General features: G+C 73.2%; 16 protein-coding genes, 2 pseudogenes and 1 riboswitch. Of the genes and pseudogenes, 11 read left to right on the top strand and 7 right to left on the bottom strand.

The window, feature by feature from the left end:
* Nucleotides 1–6: 6 nt before the first annotated feature.
* Nucleotides 7–122: riboswitch (cobalamin riboswitch) on the top strand.
* Nucleotides 123–151: 29 nt separating this feature from the next.
* The 4 genes and pseudogenes from cobI to BCR15_RS07650 form a co-directional block, all read left to right on the top strand.
* Nucleotides 152–826 (top strand): annotated as a pseudogene (gene cobI / locus BCR15_RS07665) (precorrin-2 C(20)-methyltransferase); the annotation flags it as partial.
* A gap of 61 nt (nt 827–887) precedes the next feature.
* Nucleotides 888–1,749, top strand: a pseudogene (gene cobM, locus BCR15_RS07660) (precorrin-4 C(11)-methyltransferase); the annotation flags it as partial.
* The gene (cobJ, locus tag BCR15_RS07655) at nt 1,746–4,136 is read left to right on the top strand and encodes a precorrin-3B C(17)-methyltransferase (protein WP_068751609.1); all 2,391 of its coding nucleotides are present in this window, start codon (nt 1,746–1,748) and stop codon (nt 4,134–4,136) included. The pseudogene cobM and the gene cobJ, both read left to right, overlap by 4 nt.
* The gene (locus BCR15_RS07650) at nt 4,133–5,350 is read left to right on the top strand and encodes a CbiX/SirB N-terminal domain-containing protein (RefSeq protein ID WP_068751608.1); all 1,218 of its coding nucleotides are present in this window, start codon (nt 4,133–4,135) and stop codon (nt 5,348–5,350) included. Before cobJ ends, BCR15_RS07650 begins: the two co-directional genes overlap by 4 nt.
* Nucleotides 5,351–5,445: 95 nt before the next feature.
* Here the strand turns inward: BCR15_RS07650 and rocD are convergent, their stop codons facing one another.
* The 7 genes from rocD to BCR15_RS07615 all read right to left on the bottom strand — a co-directional run bounded on the left by rocD (nt 5,446) and on the right by BCR15_RS07615 (nt 12,175).
* Complete coding sequence (gene rocD, locus BCR15_RS07645; protein WP_068751607.1) at nt 5,446–6,672, bottom strand: ornithine--oxo-acid transaminase; 1,227 nt, start codon at nt 6,670–6,672, stop codon at nt 5,446–5,448.
* Nucleotides 6,669–7,520, bottom strand: a complete 852-nt coding sequence (gene ddaH / locus BCR15_RS07640) for a dimethylargininase (RefSeq protein WP_068751606.1) — start codon at nt 7,518–7,520, stop codon at nt 6,669–6,671. Before ddaH ends, rocD begins: the two co-directional genes overlap by 4 nt.
* Before the next feature lie 142 nt (nt 7,521–7,662).
* Nucleotides 7,663–8,757 carry a cobalt-precorrin-5B (C(1))-methyltransferase gene (locus BCR15_RS07635; RefSeq protein ID WP_068751605.1) on the bottom strand — a complete coding sequence of 365 codons (1,095 nt, stop codon included), beginning with the start codon at nt 8,755–8,757 and terminating at the stop codon, nt 7,663–7,665.
* A gap of 1 nt (nt 8,758) precedes the next feature.
* The gene (locus tag BCR15_RS07630) at nt 8,759–9,412 is read right to left on the bottom strand and encodes a response regulator transcription factor (RefSeq protein WP_068751604.1); all 654 of its coding nucleotides are present in this window, start codon (nt 9,410–9,412) and stop codon (nt 8,759–8,761) included.
* Nucleotides 9,409–10,491: a sensor histidine kinase gene (locus tag BCR15_RS07625; RefSeq protein WP_068751603.1), complete on the bottom strand. Its 1,083-nt coding sequence runs from the start codon at nt 10,489–10,491 to the stop codon at nt 9,409–9,411. The genes BCR15_RS07630 and BCR15_RS07625 overlap by 4 nt, the downstream gene beginning before the upstream one ends.
* 173 nt (nt 10,492–10,664) lie before the next feature.
* Nucleotides 10,665–11,480, bottom strand: a complete 816-nt coding sequence (locus BCR15_RS07620; RefSeq protein ID WP_068751602.1) for an alpha/beta fold hydrolase — start codon at nt 11,478–11,480, stop codon at nt 10,665–10,667.
* Nucleotides 11,481–11,521: 41 nt separating this feature from the next.
* Nucleotides 11,522–12,175: a precorrin-8X methylmutase gene (locus tag BCR15_RS07615; protein ID WP_068751601.1), complete on the bottom strand. Its 654-nt coding sequence runs from the start codon at nt 12,173–12,175 to the stop codon at nt 11,522–11,524.
* Nucleotides 12,176–12,387: 212 nt separating this feature from the next.
* On the opposite strand from BCR15_RS07615, the gene BCR15_RS07610 reads away from it, so the two are divergent.
* Genes BCR15_RS07610 through cobBC form a run of 7 tightly spaced genes read left to right on the top strand, consistent with a single transcriptional unit; the run spans nt 12,388 to nt 18,479 of the window.
* Nucleotides 12,388–13,062, top strand: coding sequence for an energy-coupling factor ABC transporter permease (locus tag BCR15_RS07610; RefSeq protein ID WP_068751600.1), 675 nt, complete (start codon nt 12,388–12,390; stop codon nt 13,060–13,062).
* On the top strand, nt 13,055–13,330 hold the full coding sequence (locus BCR15_RS07605) for an energy-coupling factor ABC transporter substrate-binding protein (protein ID WP_068751599.1): 276 nt from the start codon (nt 13,055–13,057) through the stop codon (nt 13,328–13,330). The genes BCR15_RS07610 and BCR15_RS07605 overlap by 8 nt, the downstream gene beginning before the upstream one ends.
* Nucleotides 13,327–14,070, top strand: a complete 744-nt coding sequence (gene cbiQ / locus BCR15_RS07600; protein ID WP_068751598.1) for a cobalt ECF transporter T component CbiQ — start codon at nt 13,327–13,329, stop codon at nt 14,068–14,070. Before BCR15_RS07605 ends, cbiQ begins: the two co-directional genes overlap by 4 nt.
* Entirely contained in the window at nt 14,055–14,867 is an 813-nt protein-coding gene (locus BCR15_RS07595) for an energy-coupling factor ABC transporter ATP-binding protein (RefSeq protein WP_385899145.1), read from the top strand. The genes cbiQ and BCR15_RS07595 overlap by 16 nt, the downstream gene beginning before the upstream one ends.
* A complete protein-coding gene (gene cbiT / locus BCR15_RS14630) occupies nt 14,864–15,463 on the top strand; it encodes a precorrin-6Y C5,15-methyltransferase (decarboxylating) subunit CbiT (protein ID WP_068751596.1) in 600 nt (199 codons plus the stop codon). The genes BCR15_RS07595 and cbiT overlap by 4 nt, the downstream gene beginning before the upstream one ends.
* Nucleotides 15,460–16,020 carry a cob(I)yrinic acid a,c-diamide adenosyltransferase gene (cobO, locus tag BCR15_RS14625; protein ID WP_228383445.1) on the top strand — a complete coding sequence of 187 codons (561 nt, stop codon included), beginning with the start codon at nt 15,460–15,462 and terminating at the stop codon, nt 16,018–16,020. The genes cbiT and cobO overlap by 4 nt, the downstream gene beginning before the upstream one ends.
* Entirely contained in the window at nt 16,014–18,479 is a 2,466-nt protein-coding gene (gene cobBC / locus BCR15_RS07580; protein WP_068751595.1) for a bifunctional hydrogenobyrinic acid a,c-diamide synthase/histidinol phosphate aminotransferase CobBC, read from the top strand. Before cobO ends, cobBC begins: the two co-directional genes overlap by 7 nt.
* The last annotated feature ends 3 nt before the right edge of the window (nt 18,480–18,482 follow it).

Raw genomic sequence — 18,482 nt, 5'->3', positions numbered from 1 at the left:
TCTGACAGACTGACGCTGCGCGCAGGCGACGTCGAGGAACCCGGTGTGAGTCCGGGACGGTGCCGCCACTGTGACCCCGAGATGGGGCAGTCAGGAACTCGGGCCTGCGCGGCCAACCATTCGGGCGAGCGATCCCAGGAGGCCACGGCAGATGACCGTACCCAACATTCCCCCCGTTTCAGCGCGACTACTCGTCGGCGTCGGCGTCGGCCCCGGGGACCCGGAGCTGATCACCGTCAAGGCGGTGCGCGGCCTTGAGGCAGCCGACGCGATCCTCGTCCCCGCGACGGAGGAGTCCGGCGACGGGCCCGGCCGCGCGGAACGGATCGTCCAGGCGGCCTGCCCCGACGCCGCGTCACGGATCGTCCGCGTCCCCTTCTCCATGGCCGACAAGTCGGGAGTCTCCCCGCGTCGCAAGCAGGCGTGGCTGACCTCCGCCCAGGCCGCCGTCGATGCGTTCGTCGACGGCGCCGCGACCGTCGCGTTCGCCACCGTCGGCGACCCCAGCGTCTACTCCACGTTCTCCTACCTGGCGGCGCACGTCGTCGAACAGCTGACCGACGTGGAGATCGAGGTCATCCCCGGCATCACCGCGATGCAGGCCCTGGCCGCTGCCAGCCGCACGCCGCTGGTCGAGGGTCAGGAGGTGCTCGCTCTCGTCCCGGTGACGGCGGGGATGGACCGCCTCCGCGAGGTGCTCGCCGTGGCCGACTCCACAGTCGCCTACAAGGGCGGGCGGCGGCTGCCGGAGGTCGCGGAGCTGCTGCGCGGCGAGGGCCGCGACGCCGTCATGGGTGTGGACGTCTCGCTGCCGAACCAACGCCTCGTCCGCCTCTCGGACCTGGCCGACGGCGAGTCCGCCCCCTACTTCTCCACCGTCCTGGCCGCCCCCACCCGCTCGGCGACGGGGGGCCGGCTGTGAGCGGCAAGGTCGTCTTCGTCGGCGCCGGCCCCGGCGCAGCCGATCTCATCACCGTCCGCGGCGCCCGCGTGATCGCGGAGGCCGACATCATCATCTGGGCCTCGAGCCTGGTCCACCCCGGGATCGTCGCGGGCGCCAAGCCGGGGGCCGAACTCGTCGACTCCGCGTCGGCGTCGCTGGAGGACATCGAGCCCCTCTACCGCCGCGCCTGCGACGAGGGCCTCCTCGTGGCCCGCGTCCACACCGGCGACCCCGCCATCTACGGCGCCACGGCCGAGCAGCGCGACCTCATCCGCAGCCTGGGCCTCGAGTTCGAGTCCGTCCCGGGCGTCTCCGCCTACTCGGCCGCGGCCGCGCGGATGGAGGTCGAGCTGACGGTGCCGGAGGTGTCGCAGAGCCTGGTCCTCACCCGCCTCGAGGGCGGCCGCACCCCGATGCCGCCGCGCGAGACCGTCCGCGGGTTCGCCGCCCACGGCACCACCATGGCGCTCTACCTATCGGCCGCCCGCAACAAGGCGCTCCAGGAGGAGCTGCTCGCCGGCGGCTACCCACCCGAGACGCCCTGCATCGTCGGCTATCAGGTGTCCTGGCCCGACGAACTGATGCTGTGCTGCGAGCTGAAGGACCTGTCCGAGACCATGCGCGAGCACAAACTGTGGAAGCACACCGTCGTGCTCGTCGGGCCGGCGCTCGCCGAGGGCCCGCTCGCCACCCGCAGCCACCTCTACCACCCCGGCTTCCGGCACGAGTACCGCGCGGCCGAACCCGAGGCGCAGGCGGACCTGCGCGCCCACGGCACCCGCGGCGTCCTGGAGGAGGACCGATGATTCACGTTCACGGCTACCTCGGCGAGATCTCGCCGGCCACCCGCAGCCTCGCGGGACGGGTGGCGCTCGTCGTCGGCGGGCGCCGCCACCTCGACGCCCTCGGCGTGCCCGACGAGCGGCGCGTCGTCCTCGGCGCGCTCAGCCCCGCCGTCGAACGGCTGAAGGCCCTGCCCGACGGCGACGACGCGCTGGTGCTGGCCAGCGGCGACCCCGGATTCCACGGCATCGTCCGCCGCCTCCGCGAGGAGGGGCTCGACCTCGCGGTGACGCCCGCGGTCAGCTCGGTGGCGGCCGCGTTCGCCGCCGTCGCGCTGCCCTGGGACGACGCCCTCGTGGTCTCCGCGCACGGCCGCCCCATCGACGACGCCGTGGCAGCGACGCGGCGGCACCCCAAGGTTGCGGTGCTGACCGGACCGGGCGCCGGGGTCCGCGAGCTGGCCGCGGCGCTCGAGGGATGGTCGCGACGCTACGTGGTCGCGGAGCGCCTCGGGGAGCCGGATCAGCGGGTGCGCGAGCTGAGCGCCGAGGAGGCCGCCGTCGCCGAGGTCGCGGAGCCGAACGTGGTGCTCATCCTCGATGACTCCGTGCCCGCGGAGCGCGGCGCCGACGGCCCAGTCGTCGGGCAGGTCACCAACTCGGAGGCCGCGCGCAGGCACGCCGACGCGATCGACGCCGCTCTCGGCGCCGCCACCCGCCGCTACGACGGTCCGGCCGCCGAGGGGCTGGTGCGGGCGTGGCGGGAGTGCGACCTCATCGTCTCCCACCTCGCGCTCGGCGCGACCGCCCGGATCCTGGCCCCGCTGCTCGCGGACAAGAAGTCCGACCCGGGCGTGGTGGTGGTCGACGAGGCGGGCCGGTTCGCCGTCCCGCTCGTGGGCGGGCACGTGGGCGGCGCCAACGAGCTGGCCAGGCGCATCGCCGACGCGACGGGGGGCACGCCTGTGCTCACCACCGCCACCGATGCGCTCAACATCCCGGCCCTCGACACGCTCGGGTGGGCGTACCGCGGTGACGTCGCGGGCGTGACGAGGGCCATCCTCGACGGTCGCCCCGTGCGGGTGGAGAAGTCGCAGCCGTGGCCGCTTCCTCCGCTGCCCGCCAACGTGTCGGCGGACGCCGAGGATCCCGTCGCGACGATCGTCGTGACCGATTCGAGGGCTGAGGTGCCCCATCCGCTGGCTGAGGTGCCGCGAAGCGGCCTCGAAGCCTATGAATCGCAACCACTCAGGCGCACGGTCGTCCTCCACCCGAGGAGCCTCGTCGTCGGGATGGGCTGCAACCGCGGCACCGACGTGGCCCACCTCCGCGACCTCCTCGAGCGCACCCTCGCCGAGCACGGCCTCGCCCTCGAGTCCGTCGCCGCCATCACCACCGTCGACCTCAAGGCCGGCGAGATCGGGCTGCTCCAACTCGTCAAGCAGCTAGGCGTGAAGCTCATCGACTACCCGGCCGACGAACTGGCCGCCCAGCCCGTGCCGACGCCCAGCGCGATGGTGGAGGGGCACGTCGGCACGCCGTCGGTCGCCGAGGCGTCCGTCCTCGCGCACGGCGCCGAGCTGATCGTCGCCAAGCAGCGCAGCACCGACGCGACGTGCGCCGTCGGCCGCATCCCCGCCCGGGGGCGGCTGAGTGTGGTGGGCCTCGGCCCCGGCGTCCGCGACCTCCTCACCCCGCGAGCCAAGCAGCGACTCCAGCAGGCGACGTTCGTCGTCGGCTACGGCCCCTACGTCAAGCAGATCCGCGACCTCATCCGCCCCGGCGTCCGCGTCATGGCCTCCAAGATGGGCACGGAGGAGGCGCGCACCGCCGCCGCGATCGAGGCCGCGCGCGCCGGCGAGAACGTGGCCCTGGTCTGCGGCGGCGACCCCGCCGTCTACGCCATGGCCAGCCCCGTCCTGGAGCAGGGCACCGACGGGATCGACGTCGACATTGTGCCCGGCGTGACCGCCAGCCTCGCCGTGTCCGCGATCCTCGGCGCGCCGCTGGGCCACGACCACGCCACCATCTCCCTGTCCGACCTCCACACCCCGTGGCCCAACATCGAGCGGCGGCTGCAGGGCGCCGCCGTCGGTGACTTCGTGGTCGCGCTCTACAATCCCCGGTCGCGCACCCGCACGGCCCACCTCCCGCGCGCGCTCGAAATCCTCGGCGCTCACCGCTCGCCGGAGACCCCCGTCGCGGTGGTGCAGCAGGCGTGCCGCCCGCGGCAGAAGGTGATCATGAGCACGCTGGCCGAGTTCCAGCCCGAGTGGGTGGACATGAACTCGCTGGTGGTGGTGGGATCGTCGACGACGAGGTTCGTCACCTCGGGCGGCGGGCGGCGGCTGATCGTCACCCCGCGGGACTACCAGTGGATGCCGGACACGGTGGAGGAGGTGGACGCATGAGCGTGCCGCTGATCATCGCGGCCCACGGCACCCGCGTGGGCGAGGGCGTGGCGCAGTGCGAGGAGCTGGCCGGGCTCGTCGCGGAGCGGCTGCCCGGCGTCCCGGTCACGGTCGGCTACGTCGAGCTGGCCCAGCCCACCATCACCGACGCGCTGGTGGCGTCACTGGCCGACGGCGGGCGCCGCGCCGTCGTCGTGCCCCTCATGCTCGGCACCGGCGGCCACGTCCGCTCCGACATCCCGCAGTTCATCGCCGAGGCGACGGCGCGGGTACCCGGCAGCCGGGTGGAGTACGCGCGGCACCTGGGCCCGGAGCCGCGGCTGATCGAGGCCGTCGAGGCGCGGCTGACGGAGGCCGCGGGGGAGTGGGAACCGTCCGAGACGACGGTGGTGTTCGTCGGACGCGGTGCGCTGGTGCCCGAGGCGAACGCCGACCACCTCCGGGTGGCGCGGCTGCTCTTCGAGCGGGGCGGGTGGGCCGACGTCGAGTCCGCGTTCATCCAGGTGACCCGGCCATCGTTGCCGGAGGCCCTGGACCGGGCGTACGCGCACGGCGCGAGGCGCATCGTCGTCATGGGGCACTGGCTGTTCGCGGGCCGGCTCAAGGGCTGGACGCGGGAGCAGGCCGCCGAGTGGCAGGGGGCGCACCCGGACGCGGAGGTGCGGGTGGCCGACGTGATCGGGGCGTGCGCGGCGCTGGCGGACGTGGTCGCGGAGCGGTACCGGGAGACGTTGCCGGTGTCGGAGGGCGGGTCGCCCGCGTACCTGGCGGGGCTGATGCTCGGTGGACGTGACGTGCTCGTCGTCGGGGGCGGGAAGGTGGCCAGCCGGCGGGCGTCGCGGCTGGTGGAGTCGGGTGCCCGGGTGCGGGTGGTGGCGCCGTCGGTCACGCGGGCCGTGGAGGCCCTTGCCGACGCCGGCCGGCTGACCTGGCTGGCGCGGGAGTTCGACGACGCCGACCTCGACGGCACCTGGTACGTGATGGCGGCCACCGACTCGCCGGAGGTGAACGCGAGGGTCGCGGAGGGCGCGGAGCTGAGGCACACGTTCTGCGTGCGGGCCGACGACGCCCGCGGCGGTTCGGCGTGGACCCCGGCGACGGCGGAGGTGCGGGGCGTGACGGTCGGCGTCGTCGGGAACCGGGAGCCCCGTCGCACGCGAGATGTCCGGGACGCGATCGTGGCGGCCCTGTCCGAACCCGATCCGACCCCCTGATCACAGCGCACTGCTCTTCCGACATCTTCCTGGGGGGACTCATCCGTGCATATGCACAGATAAGTCCCCCCAGGAAGATGTGCGTAGGTCACCGGTCATGGCGCCTGGAGGACCAGCCTCAGCTGCTCGACGGCCCAGCCCAGGTCGGCCGCCTGGATCGTCAGCGGCGGTGCGATGCGGACGGTCTGGCCGTGGGTGTCCTTGACCAGCACACCGCGCTCCAGCAGCCTCAGCGCCACGTCGCGGCCCGTGCCGCGCGACGCCTCGACGTCGACCCCTGCCCAGAGGCCGGCCACCCGGACCTCGGTCAGGCCGTGGCCCAGCAGCTCGTCGAGGAGGCCCTTGAGGTGATGCCCGAGGGCTGTCGCGCGCTCCTGGAACTCGCCGGTGCCGAGCAACTCCACCACGCGCAGCCCGACCGCCGCGGCTAGCGGGTTACCGCCGAACGTCGACCCGTGCTCGCCGGGCCGGAACACGCCGAGAACGTCGCGGTCACCGACCACCGCCGACACCGGCAGGATGCCCCCGCCCAGCGCCTTGCCCAGCAAGTAGAGGTCGGGGACGACGCCTTCGCGGTCGCACGCGAACGTCGTCCCCACCCTGCCCAGGCCAGACTGGATCTCGTCGGCGATGAACAGCACGTTGTGCCGCGTGCACAGCTCGCGGACGGCCCGCAGGTACCCCTCAGGCGGGATGATGACGCCGGCCTCGCCCTGGATGGGCTCGATGAGCACGGCCGCGGTGTTGTCGTTGATGGCCGCCTCGATCGCGCCCGCGTCGCCGTACGCCACGATGTCGAAACCGGGGGTGGGCGGCCCGAACCCGTCCCTGGCAAGCGGGTCGTCGCTGAACCCCACGATGGTGGTGGTGCGGCCGTGGAAGTTGCCCGCGGCCACGACGATCCGCGCCGCGTCGGCGGGCACCCCCTTGACCCGGTACGCCCAGGCGCGGGCGGCCTTGATGCCGGTCTCCACGGCTTCCGCCCCGGTGTTCATCGGCAGGACGAGGTCCTTGCCGCACAGCTCCGCCAGGGCGGCGGCGAAGGCGCCGAGCCGGTCGTTGTGGAACGCCCGGCTGGTCAGGGTGAGCCGGCCGATCTGGTCGACGGCCGCTGCGACCAGCTCGGGGTGCCGGTGCCCGAAGTTGAGCGCCGAGTACGCCGACAGCAGGTCGAGGTAGCACCTGCCCTCGACGTCGGTCACCCACACGTCCTCCGCGCTCGACACGACCACCGGCAACGGGTCGTAGTTGCGCGCCAGGTGCTCGCCCTCGTCATGGATGAGGCGGGCCGTCACGGTGAGCGCATCTGTCGTCGTGTTCACGATGTGCCTCCTCGCAGGGTCAGGGTGCAGCACTTGATCCCGCCGCCGCCGAGGTGCAGCTCGGACACGTCGACGTGGATCGGGTGGTAGCCGCGTTCGCGCAGCTGGGCGTCGAGGCTGGTGACGGGCGGCGAGAGAACGACGTTGCGGCCGTCGCTGACCGCGTTCAGCTCGAGGCTCGCGGGGTCGGCGGCAGGCACGCGGATCGCGTCCGGGAACCGCTCGAGCAGCTCGCCTTGGCCGCGTTCGTCGAAGGCCGACGGCAGGTAGGCGATGTTGGCCCGCTCGACGCCGCCGAGGCCCTGCACCGGGTCGAGGACGCAGACGGCCGTGTCGAGGTGGTAGTAGCTCGGGTCGACCAGCCGCAGCGAGACGACCTCGCGCCCGAACACGTCCGCGACCTCGGCGTGGCTGTCCAGCTGGGACCGGAAGCCGTAGCCGGCGAGGATCGTCTCGCCCACCAGCATGAGGTCACCCTCGCCCTCCTGCGTCGCGACCGGTTCGACGACGTCGAATCCGTGGGCCGCGAACCACTCCCGGAACGGGCGCTCCTCACCCCGACGCTCGCCGACGGCGAATCGGGCGCCCAGGGCCACGCCGTCGATGACGAGCCCGCCGTTGGCCGTGTAGACCATGTCGTCCAGGCCGGGGATGGGCTCGATGAGGTCGACCTCGTGCCCGAGCCTGAGGTAGGTGTCGTGGAGTTCCTGCCACTGCCGAACCGCCTTGGCTGTGTCGGTCGCGCGCGTGCTGTTCATCCACGGATTGATCTCGTAGCTGACCGTGAAGTAGTCCGGCCGGCACATCAGGTACCGGCGGCGCTGCTGGATCCGTTCCTGGGGAGACATCGCCCTCCTCCGCTGTGGTGCCGACGGCGGACGCTGTCCTCGGGCCCGGCGGCACTTCGACCCGCGGCCTGGCCGCGAGGAAGAGGCGACACGAGCACGCCTGGCATCCATTATTCACCGGACCGACGTGCCGCATCCCTCATCAAGCCGAGTTGCCGACGATTGCGCCGCCCCGATCGATGCAGATGACGTCGACCGCCACGGGAGAGCCGCGCAGGACGGTGAGGGCGTGATCGCGGGCCGCGGTGGCGACGGCGTCGCCCAGCGGGATGCCGTCTGCCTCGGCCAGGTCGAGGGCCTCTGCCGCGGTGTTGGCGGCACGGATCGCCGCGGCGAGCGCCTCCCCGGCACCGACCTGGACCGCCAGGCTGGCGAGGTGGGACAGGTCCACCTGGGTTCGGTGGGAGTGCAGGTCGAGGTGTCCGGCGGCCAGTTTGGTGAGCTTGGCGAACCCGCCGCAGATCGTGAGGCGCTCGACGGGGTGGCGGGACAAGTACTTCAGCACCGCCCCCGCGAAGTCACCCATGTCCAGCAGGGCCAGCTCGGGCAGGCCATACAGCTCGGAGACGACACGCTCCGACGTCGACCCGGTGCAGGCGGCCAGGTGCTGCAGGCCGGCGGCGCGGGCGACGTCGACGCCGCGCCGGATCGAATCGATCCACGCGGAGCACGAGTAGGGGACCACGACGCCGGTGGTGCCGAGGATGGAGATCCCCCCGACGATGCCGATGCGCGGGTTCCACGTGTGCCGCGCGAGGGCCTCGCCGTCGTCGACCCCGATGGTCACCTCGAGGTCGAGGGGCACGCCGTGTCGGCGGGCGACGGCGGAGAGGTTCGCCGTGATCATCGCCCGGGGTGCGGGGTTGATGGCCGGCTCGCCCACAGGGAGAGGGAGCCCGGGCAGCGTGACGGTGCCGACGCCGGGGCCGCCGACGAACCGCACGCCCGAGCCCGGCGGGCCGGGCCGCACCCAGGCGCGGACGAGGGCGCCGTGGGTGACGTCGGGGTCGTCGCCGGCGTCCTTGGTGACGGCGGCCATCGCGACACCGTCGGTCACCTGCTCGAGGGTCAGGGCAAACGACGGTCGGCGACCCTGGGGCAGCTCGACCTCCACCGGGTCCGGGAACTCGCCGGTGAGCAGGGCCTCGTAGGCGGCGGTCGCGGCGGCGGTGGCGCAGGCGCCGGTGGTCCAGCCGGGCCGGAGCTTGGAGGCGTCGAGTTGCCCGCGGCGCGCCATGTCAGCGGTCCTTCGAGGTGTGCGCTGTGCCGGGGACCGGGCTGATGCCCCACGAGGCGGACTGGGCCATCAGTTGGGGGCGGCTGGTCACGCCCGCGCGCTTCATGAGGATGCCTACGCGCTTCTTCACACCCGAGACGGACATCCCCAGCGCCTCGGCCATCTGGTCGTAGCTGCGGCCCGCGTTGATGGCGCGGATCAGCTCGTGGTCGACGGCGTCGCGCAACACACCGTCGGGAGCTGGTTCCCGGCTGGTCACACGGGTGGTGAGGGCGCGCGCCGCGTCGGGTGAGTGGACGAAGATCCCGCTGTGGGCGGTCCTGATGGCGGCCGCGAGCGCCTTGCCGGGCGTGTCCTTGTACAGGAAGCCGCTGGCCCCGGCCGCGATGGCCTCGGGGAGGGTCGTGGTGCTGAGGCTGGTGAGCAGCAGGACGCGCGGCGGGTTGGGGCGGGAGGTCAGCGACCGGCAGGCCTGCACTCCGGAGATGCCCGGCATCCGGATGTCCATCAGCCATATGTCGACGGGGGAGGCGGCCAGCGCCTCATGCCCACCGGCGCATTGGTGGACCACGGCGATGTCGTCGACGCGGGAGAGAGTGCTCGTGAGATAGCTGAGGACGAGGGCGTCGTCGTCGCAGATTCCGACCGTGATCATGCCTGGAGCTGCCTCGCCGCCAGCGGCATCTCCACCAGACAGGTCCACGTGCCGTTCGCCGATGCCAGGTGGAGCGTCCCGCCCGCGAGAGTGGCGCGATGGCGCATGCCGAGGGTACCGAGCCCGGTACCGGGGATCTGCTCGGAAGCCATCTGGTTGGCGATGACCAGCTGGTAGTCGACGGCGGACAGTTCGCCCACGATGGTGCAATGGCCGTGTCTTGTGCCGTGCTTGGCCACGTTGTGGAGAGCTTCCCGGACGATCTGGGCGAGCGCACGATCGACTGCGACCGGCAGGGCGGGGGTCAGGTCACCGGAGGCGCTGACCTCATGGCCTCGCCGCTTGAGGACCCGGATCTCCTGGCCGAGCGTCTCGGCGAATCCGGCATCTGGTCCGGCGGCTTCGCCGATCTGCATCATGCGGATGGTGTCGCGGAGGGCGGCCCCGGCGTTGCGGGCACGCTCGGACAAGGCGGCAAGCGTCTCGGGCGGTGCCCCGCCGGCCTGGTACGCAGCGTCCGCCTCCATCGAGATCAGAGTCAGTTCGCGGGCCACCGAGTCGTGCAGGTCGAGTGTGGCCCGGAGCCTCAGATCCTGCTGGCGCCTGGCCTCGGCCTCGGCGGCATTCCGGGACACCGCATTGAGTCCCAGCCCGACGAGCACGAACACCGCATCCAGCGCCAGCCACCCGAGGATCACCTCGAATGCGTCGAACTCCTCCCCGAGCTTGCGGGCGGTGGCGGTCACGGACGTGATGAACACGGTTGCCGCCATGACGGCGGCCTGTGCCCAGCGGCCGGTCCGCAGAGCAGCGACGACCGGGAGCATGAGGAGGTAACCCCAGAAGCCGAGGGAGTTCTCGTCGACGGCCGCCGCCGTGATGGCCATGACGACAGTGAGCGCGGCGCCGCCCTTCGGCCAGCGGACCGCGACCACCACCGTGACGAAGGCCGCGACGTCGAGGGCCACGATCTCGGGTGTGAGGACGAGGCGGGCGCGCGGGGCGAGAAACTCAACCGTGATGATCACGAGCGCGATTAGGACCTCCAGCGCGCCGCTCGAGAGTGCTTTCCGTCCCACCCGGTCATCCTAGGGGGGAGCCTGCCGCCGTCGACTCGGGCGGGGACGGCCAGGGTACTTTCGTACCGTCCTGGACGCGTGTGCCGGGGAATGTCGTGAGACTGCGGATATGCCGAGGTCTTGGGGGGACCTCGGCATCACTTCTGATCGCTTCTGTCGGTGGGGGCTCGCGTTCAGCGGTGGGCATGCTCGTCGATGAGATCGGCGATCAGCTTGGGCGAGGCGAACATCGTGGCGTGCGGCCCCGGCACCGTCGCGAACCAGCCGTGCTGGAACGCGCCTGCGAGCTTCTCCGCCCAGTCCAACGGCACGAGTGGGTCGTCGAGCCCGGCGATCACCAGCGTCTTGGCGTCGATCCGCCCCGCGACGGCGTCGAGGTCCATCTCCAGCAGGTGCGGGGTCTGCTTGACCATGTACGGCACCCCGGCCCGGAACAGGTAGTCGTAGATGGCCATCGCCGCCACCTGCGGCGGCTCCCGGAGCCCGTTGGTGAGCAGCAGCCCTGCCACCTTCGCCAGTGATCTCGCCGTCGGCGTCACGACAGGCGCGATGAGCACGATGTGATCGACCTCGTCGGGATAGTCGGCCGCCAACTGCGCCACCACCTGGGCCCCCATCGAGTGGCCGACCACCACGGGGTGGTCGAGGTCCTTCTCCGCGAGGAACCTCCCGACGAGCGCGGCGTGTTCCGCGATGGTCAGGTCGCGGTCCGGGCGCGGTGAGCGGCCGTAGCCGGCCAGGTCGATGAGGTGGACGTCGCCGTGGTTGGCGAGTTCCACCGCTGTCGGTCCGTACGACCGGGCAGAGACGCCGATGCCGTGGACGAGCACGAAGTCTGGACTCGTCTTCTGCGGCACCTGGCAGGGGAACCGGTAGGACACCATCGAGGCGTCGCCGAAGCTGGTGCGGCTGGTGTGGTATTCCACCCTGCCGACGTAGCGGTTCTTGTACACCACCTCGTCGCGGGGTGCGTGGCGGCGGGCGGGCATGCGCCTCAGCGTAGTCGTGGCAGGGGACTCGTCGGCGATTCTCAGGCCTGGCGCGAGGTGTTGGTCAGCTCGTCGGTGCTGGCGATGGCGTTGACGGCGGCGACGGTGAGGGCCGAGCCGCCCCGTCGGCCGTGGACGACAAGGTACTCAAGGCCCAGGTCGTTGTCGGCCAATGCCTGCTTGGACTCGGCGGCGCCGACGAAGCCGACGGGGATGCCGATCACCGCGGCCGGCCGCACGCCGGTCTCCGCGACCACCTCGAGCAGCCGGAAGAGTGCGGTGGGGGCGTTGCCGATGGCGACGACAGCGCCGTCGAGGCGGGGCAGCCACAGGTCGATCGCGGCCATGGTCTTGGTCATCGACTTCTCGGCGGCCAGCGCCGCGAGGCCGGGGTCCTTGATGTGGCAGACGACGTCGTTGTCGCGGGGGAGGCGGGAGGCGATGATGCCGGTGGCCACCATGGAGGAGTCGCAGAGGATCGGCGCGCCGGCCCGAAGGGCGGCGTTGGCGGCGGCCACGACGCCCGGGGTGAAGGCCACGTCGTCGGCGACGTCCGGGGCTCCGGCGGCGTGGACCATGCGCACGACGACGCGGGCCACGTCGTCGGGGAAGCGGGTGAGATCGGTCTCCTCGCGGATGATCCGGAAGGATTCGCGGTAGATGTCGGAGCCGTCGGTCAGGTAGTCGTAGCGCACGCCGTCCACCGTAGTGGACCCCGCAATAGCGGGGCCCGGTGGGCTCTGGTTGACTGGCCTCACACATTCACACCGCGAGGGGACCAGGAAGCCGGAACGAGCCGGCACGGTCGCGCCACTGTGGACCGCCGTCGGGCGGGAAGTCAGGAACTGGACCCTCACGGCCGACTGCCTGGGGCGCGTCATCCCGGGCGAAGGGACCTGAGAGAGCGATGCACATCGCCGAGGGGATGCTTCCCCCGTTGCACTGCGCGGCCTGGCTGGCTGCGTCCACCCCGTTCGTCGTCCACGGTGCCCGCGCCGTGCTCACCACGGTGCGCGAGCACCCGGAACGCAAGCTGATCCTCGCCGCCGCGGGGGCGTTCACGCTGGTGGTCAGCGCCCTGAAGCTGCCGTCGATCACCGGAAGCTCGTCGCATCCGACGGGGACAGGCCTGGGGGCGGTGCTGCTCAGGCCGCCGGTGATGGCGTTCCTCGGCACGCTGGTGCTGCTGTTCCAGGCGACGCTGCTCGCCCACGGCGGGCTGACGACGCTCGGGGCGAATGTGTTCTCGATGGCAATCGTCGGGCCGTGGGCGGCGTACGGGGTGTACCGGGCCGCGTCGCGGCTGTCGGCCCCGCTGTGGGCGTCGGTGTTCCTGGCGATGGCGGTGGCGAACATCGCGACGTACGCCGTGACGTCGCTGCAGCTGGCGCTGGCGTACCCGGATCCGACGAGTGGGCTGGGGGGCGCGCTGGTGAAGTTCCTCGCGCTGTTCGCGGTCACGCAGGTCCCCCTGGCGGTCGCGGAGGGGCTGCTGGGGGTGCTGCTGGTCGGGTTCCTGACGCGTGCGGCGCGCCCGGAGTTGGCCCGGCTGGGTCTGCTCAAGGAGGACGCCGGTGTTTAGCCGTCGCGACATCTGGATCGGGCTGGCGCTCGTCGTCGCCATCGTCGGGGTGTACCTCGGCAGCCTGGCGCTGGCCCCGACCGGGGCGGAGTTCCTGGGCAGCGACGCCGCCGCGGGGGAGCTGACCGGTGGCGTGCCGTGGCTCGAGCCGCTGTTCCGGCCGGGGAGCCCCGAGCTCGAGTCGGGGCTCTTCGCGCTCCAGGCGGGCTTGGGAGGGATCCTGCTGGGCTTCGTCCTCGGCCGGTTGACGGCTCGGCGCCGGTCGTGAGCGTCCACGTCACCGCCGTCGACGACGCCGCCTGGGCCGGGCCGTGGCGCCGGATCGCGGTGGGGCACAAGGTGGGGCTCGCTGCCGCGCTCGTGCTGACCGCTCTGCTCACCCCTGCCTGGCCCGGGAGCCTGCTGGTGGCGGGGGCGTCGCTGGTCCTCATGCTCGGCCCGGCGCGCATCCGGCCGGGGCTGGTGGCCGCCGTCGCGCTGCCTCCACTGGCGTTCCTCGTGGTGGGGGCGCTGCCGCTCGCGGTCGAGGTGGGCGACGGGCTGCGCGTCACCGCCGAGGGCGGGCTCAGGGCGGCTGAGATGCTCGCGCATGGCGTCGCGGGGACGTTGGCGGTGCTGCTGCTGGCCACCACCACGCCGATGGTCGACGTGCTGGGCTGGCTGCACCGTCGCGGCATCCCCGGCCCGCTGCTGGAGGTCGCCGAGCTGATGTATCGGCTGCTGTTCGTGCTGCTCAGCAGTGCGCTGGCGCTACAGGCGGCGCAGGCCGCCCGGCTCGGGGGCGATGCGCCGCTCCGGCGCCGGTTCCGGTCCGCGGTCGACGGCGTCGGCACCGTGTTGCTCATGAGCTGGCGCCGCGCCACCCGGCTGCAGGCGGGCCTGGAGTTGCGCGGCTATGAGGAGTCGCTGCCGACGCTGCGGCCCGTGGGCCGCGCCGGCGGCTGGGGCCTGGGAGCGGGCGCCGCCCTCGTCGTGGGCATCTGGCTGGCCTGCTGGGCGGTGGCGTGATGCTGAGGGCAGAGGGAGTTGTCGTCGGGTATCCGGGCGGGCCTGCCGTGTTGACGGGGGCGAGCCTCGCCGTCGCCCCCGGGCGACGGGTGGCGCTGCTCGGCGCCAACGGCTCGGGCAAGACCACGCTGCTCCAGTGCCTGGCCGGGGCGCTGCGCCCCGCCGACGGCCGGGTCACCCTCGACGGGCAGCCGCTCGCCCACACGCGGGCCGCGCTGCGGGCGCACCGTCGACGCATCCAGCTGGTGCTGCAGGACCCGGACGACCAGCTCTTCTCCGCCGATGTCACCCAGGACGTCTCGTTCGGCCCGCTCAACCTCGGACTCAGCGACGACGACGCCCGCGCCCGCACCGATGAGGCCCTCGCGCTGCTCGGCATCGCCCACCTCGCCGCCCGCCCCACGCACCAGCTGAGCTTCGGCGAGCGCAAGCGCGTGGCCCTGGCGGGCGCGGTGGCGATGCGGCCGGACGTCCTGCTCCTCGACGAGCCGACGGCCGGGCTCGACCCCGCCGGGGTCTCCGACCTGCTGGCCACCCTGGCCGGCCTGCACGCCGGCATCGTACTGGCCACCCACGACGTCGACCTCGCCCTGGCCTGGGCAGACGAGGTGGCCGTGGTGGTGGAAGGCCGCGTGGCGCAGGGGCCGCCGTCGCTGCTCGGCGACGAGGTCCTCCTCCGCGATGCCCACCTCCGCCGCCCCTGGCCGTTGGAGCTGGCCGCGCGCCTCGGCCTGCCCGGCGCCCCCCGCGACCTCGACCAGCTCGTCGCGCTCCTCCCGGAAGGATCCCGCTCATGATCACCGACCCCGACGGCGCCCTCCTGGGCCGCACGCCCGGCCTCCCCGACGATGTCTTCGAACACGACGGCCTTATCACGAAGCGGCACATCCGCGCATGCGCGCTGGCGCTGCTCCGCCCGCGGGCCGGGGAGCTGCTGTGGGACCTCGGCGCGGGGGCCGGCTCGGTGGCCATCGAGTGGTGCCGGGCGGCCGACGGGGCCCGGGCGGTCGCCGTCGAACGGGTGCCGGAGCGGGCGGCGAGGGTCGCGGCGAACGCGGCCCGGCTGGCGCCCGCGGGGGCGGTGCGGCTGGTGGAGGCCGGTGTCGCGGAGGCGCTGGATGGCCTGCCCCGGCCGGACGCGGTGTTCATCGGCGGGGGAGCTACCTCGTCGCTGGTGGAGCGGGCCGTCGACGCGTTGCCGGCCGGGGGCCGGATCGTCGTGCACGGGGTGACGGTGGAGGCCGAGGAGGTGTGCGTCGCGGCGTACCGACGGTGGGGCGGGCAGCTCGCCCGGCTGCACCACGAGCACGCCGCGCCCATCGGCCGCCTGCTGGGCTGGACGCCCGCGCGCGCCGTCGTCAGCTGGGGGCACCTCGTGGAGGGGTCGCGGTGAGCGCGCCCACCACGCGCGAGCTGCGGCAGCGGCCGATCGTCGCGGTCCACACCGGCGACGGCAAAGGCAAGACCACCGCCGCCCTCGGGATGGCGCTGCGCTCGTGGGCGCAGGGCTGGGACGTGGGCGTCTACCAGTTCGTGAAGTCCGCCAAGTGGCGCACCGGGGAACAGGAGGCGTTCGCCTCGCTGCCGGAGCGCGGCGGGCTGACCTGGGAGAAGATGGGCACCGGCTGGTCTTGGTCGCGGGCACACACCGCCGTCGACCCGGCCGAGCAGGCCCGGGAGGGCTGGCGCAGCATCCGCCAGGGCCTGGCGGAGGAGCGGCACCGCTTCTGGCTGCTCGACGAGTTCACCTACCCGCTGGCGTGGGGCTGGATCGACGTCTCCGAGGTGGTGGAGGCGCTGGGGTCGCGGCCGGGGCGCCAGCACGTGGTGATCACGGGCCGACGATGCCCGCAGGAGTTGATCGACGCCGCGGACCTCGTCACCGAGATGGCCCTCGTCAAGCACCCCTTCCAGCAGGGCCAGCGCGGTCAGGCGGGTATCGAATGGTGAGCCGGCTGGTGATCGCGGCGCCGTCGTCGGGGCAGGGGAAGACGACGGTGGCCACCGGGCTGATGGCCGCGCTGCGGGCGCGCGGGCTGGAGGTGGCGCCGTTCAAGGTGGGGCCGGACTACATCGACCCCGGCTACCACGGCCTCGCCACCGGCCGGCCGGGCCGGAACCTCGACCCCTTCCTGTGCGGAGAAGAGCGGATCGGGGCGCTGTTCGCGCACGGTGCGGCGGGTGCGGATGTCGCGGTGATCGAGGGCGTGATGGGGCTGTTCGACGGACGCCTCGGCACCGGCGGGTTCGGGTCGACGGCGCACGTAGCCCGGCTGCTGGACGCGCCCGTGGTGCTGGTGATCGACGCCCGGCACACGTCGCGGAGCGTCGGCGCGGTGGCGCTGGGGATGGCGCGGTTCGATCCCCGCGTGCGCGTGGCGGGGGTGATCCTCAACCAGGTGGGGAGCGTTCGGCACGCCGCGGAGGCCCGCGCCGCCGTCGAGGAGGTGGGGCTGCCGGTGCTGGGGGTGCTGCCGAAGGCGTTGGATATCGAGGCGCCGTCGCGGCACCTGGGGCTGGTGCCGGTGGCGGAACGCGACGACTCGAGGGTCGCGGCGATGGGCGACGTGGTGGCCGCGCACGTGGACGTGGCTGCGTTGCTGGCGGTGGCCGCGGCGGCGCCGGCGCTGGACGTCGTGGCGTGGGATCCGGCGCGGGAGGTGTCGCCGCCGTCGGACCGGCGGCCGGTGGTGGCCGTGGCCGGGGGGCGGGCGTTCACGTTCCGGTACCCGGAGACCGACGAACTGCTCGCCGCCGCTGGGTGTCGGGTGGTGGAGTTCGACCCGCTCGTCGACTCGGCGCTCCCGGCAGGGACGGCCGGGCTGTGGCTCGGTGGCGGGTTCCCCGAGGTGTACGCCGGCGAGTTGGCGGCCAACGAGGCGTTGATGACGGAGATCCGGGAGTCGGTCGCGGGCGGGCTGCCGACGATCGCGGAGTGCGCCGGGCTGCTGTACCTGTGCCGCAGCCTGGACGGGCGGCCGATGGTGGGCGCCGTCGAGGCTGACGCGGCGATGGGTCCGCGGTTGACGATGGGCTACCGGGTCGCGGTGTCGGATCGGCCCACGCTGCTGGGACGCACCGGCGAGGAGGTGACCGGGCACGAGTTCCATCGCACGACGGTGACCCTGGCGGGGGCCGCAAAGTCGGCGTGGCTGTTGGACGGCAGGGCGGACGGCGTCGCGGGGGAGAACCTCCACGCGTCGTACCTCCACGTCCACTGGGCGGGCCACCCCCAGGTGGCCCAGCGCTTCGCCGACGCGGTCCATCGCTATCCCGCGCTCGGTGCCGGTGAGGGTTTGAGCAGATGGCACGACTCGACGCGGACGAGAGCGCTAACACGGCCCGATTTCGACGTTGAGTCGTGCCATCTGCTCAAACCCAACCCCCCGCCGGGGCCGGAGCCGGACCTGCTGCACCACGGGGACCGCGACCTCGCCCCCGGCCTCATCGACCTCGCCGTCAACGTCCGCGTCCCCACCACCCCGGCCTGGCTGGCCGAGGAGATCTTCGGCGACATCGACCTCGCCGCCTACCCCGACCCCACCCCCGCCCGCGACGCCCTCGCCGCGCACCACGGCGTCGACCCCGCCATGGTCCTACCCGTCGCGGGCGCCGCAGAGGCGTTCACCCTCATCGCACGGGCGCTCCCCGGCGACGCTCTCATCGTCCACCCCCAGTTCACCGAACCCGAGGCCGCGCTCCGCGCCGCCGGCCGCGACCCCCGCCGCCACGTCCTCAGCCGCGACACCGGCTTCCGGCTCATCCCCTCACAGGTTCCGGCCGGTGAGCTCACGATCGTCGGCAACCCCACGAACCCCACCGGCGTCCTGCACCGCGCCGACGACCTCGCCGCACTCCCCGCCGCGACACTCGTCGTCGACGAGGCCTTCATGGATGCGGTGCCGGGCGAGCCGGAGACCCTCATCGCGCCGTCGATGCCCGGCCGGCTCGTGCTGCGCTCGCTCACCAAGACCTGGGGGCTGGCAGGGCTGCGGATCGGCTACGTCGTCGGCGACCCCGCCCTCATCGAGCGCCTCGCCGCCCAGCAGCCACCCTGGTCGGTGTCCACCCCGGCCATCCGCGCGGCCATGGCCTGCACCTCCGCCCGCGCAACCGCTGAGGCCGCACGCCTGGCCGACGAGGCCGTCGTCGCCCGGGAGGATCTCGCCGTACGCCTCACCGACGTCGGCGTCGCCGTCGTCCCGGGCCGGGCGCCGTTCGTGCTCGCCGACACCACCGCGCTGTCGGCGTCCTCACTGCGCGGACCGCTGGCCGAGCGCGGGTTCGCGGTCCGCCGGGGCGAGACGTTCCCCGGTCTCGGGCCGACGTGGCTGCGGTTCGCCGTCCGCACCCCGGACGTCCACCGTCGCCTGGCAACGGCCCTCGCAGAGCTCGGGGGCCACCCGTGAGCG

It is taken from the genome of Tessaracoccus lapidicaptus, assembly GCF_001693815.1.
GTDB lineage: Bacteria > Actinomycetota > Actinomycetes > Propionibacteriales > Propionibacteriaceae > Arachnia > Arachnia lapidicapta.
This window is presented reverse-complemented; position numbering and strand designations above follow the sequence as displayed.

Excerpts from the sequence above, each read along its gene's own strand:
- cobJ (WP_068751609.1), top strand. The coding sequence starts at position 1,746 with ATGATTCACGTTCACGGCTACCTCGGCGAGATCTCGCCGGCCACCCGC.
- BCR15_RS07650 (WP_068751608.1), top strand. The coding sequence starts at position 4,133 with ATGAGCGTGCCGCTGATCATCGCGGCCCACGGCACCCGCGTGGGCGAG.
- ddaH (WP_068751606.1), bottom strand. The coding sequence starts at position 7,520 with ATGTCTCCCCAGGAACGGATCCAGCAGCGCCGCCGGTACCTGATGTGC.
- BCR15_RS07635 (WP_068751605.1), bottom strand. The coding sequence starts at position 8,757 with ATGGCGCGCCGCGGGCAACTCGACGCCTCCAAGCTCCGGCCCGGCTGG.
- BCR15_RS07630 (WP_068751604.1), bottom strand. The coding sequence starts at position 9,412 with ATGATCACGGTCGGAATCTGCGACGACGACGCCCTCGTCCTCAGCTAT.
- BCR15_RS07620 (WP_068751602.1), bottom strand. The coding sequence starts at position 11,480 with ATGCCCGCCCGCCGCCACGCACCCCGCGACGAGGTGGTGTACAAGAAC.
- BCR15_RS07610 (WP_068751600.1), top strand. The coding sequence starts at position 12,388 with ATGCACATCGCCGAGGGGATGCTTCCCCCGTTGCACTGCGCGGCCTGG.
- cbiT (WP_068751596.1), top strand. The coding sequence starts at position 14,864 with ATGATCACCGACCCCGACGGCGCCCTCCTGGGCCGCACGCCCGGCCTC.
- cobBC (WP_068751595.1), top strand. The coding sequence starts at position 16,014 with ATGGTGAGCCGGCTGGTGATCGCGGCGCCGTCGTCGGGGCAGGGGAAG.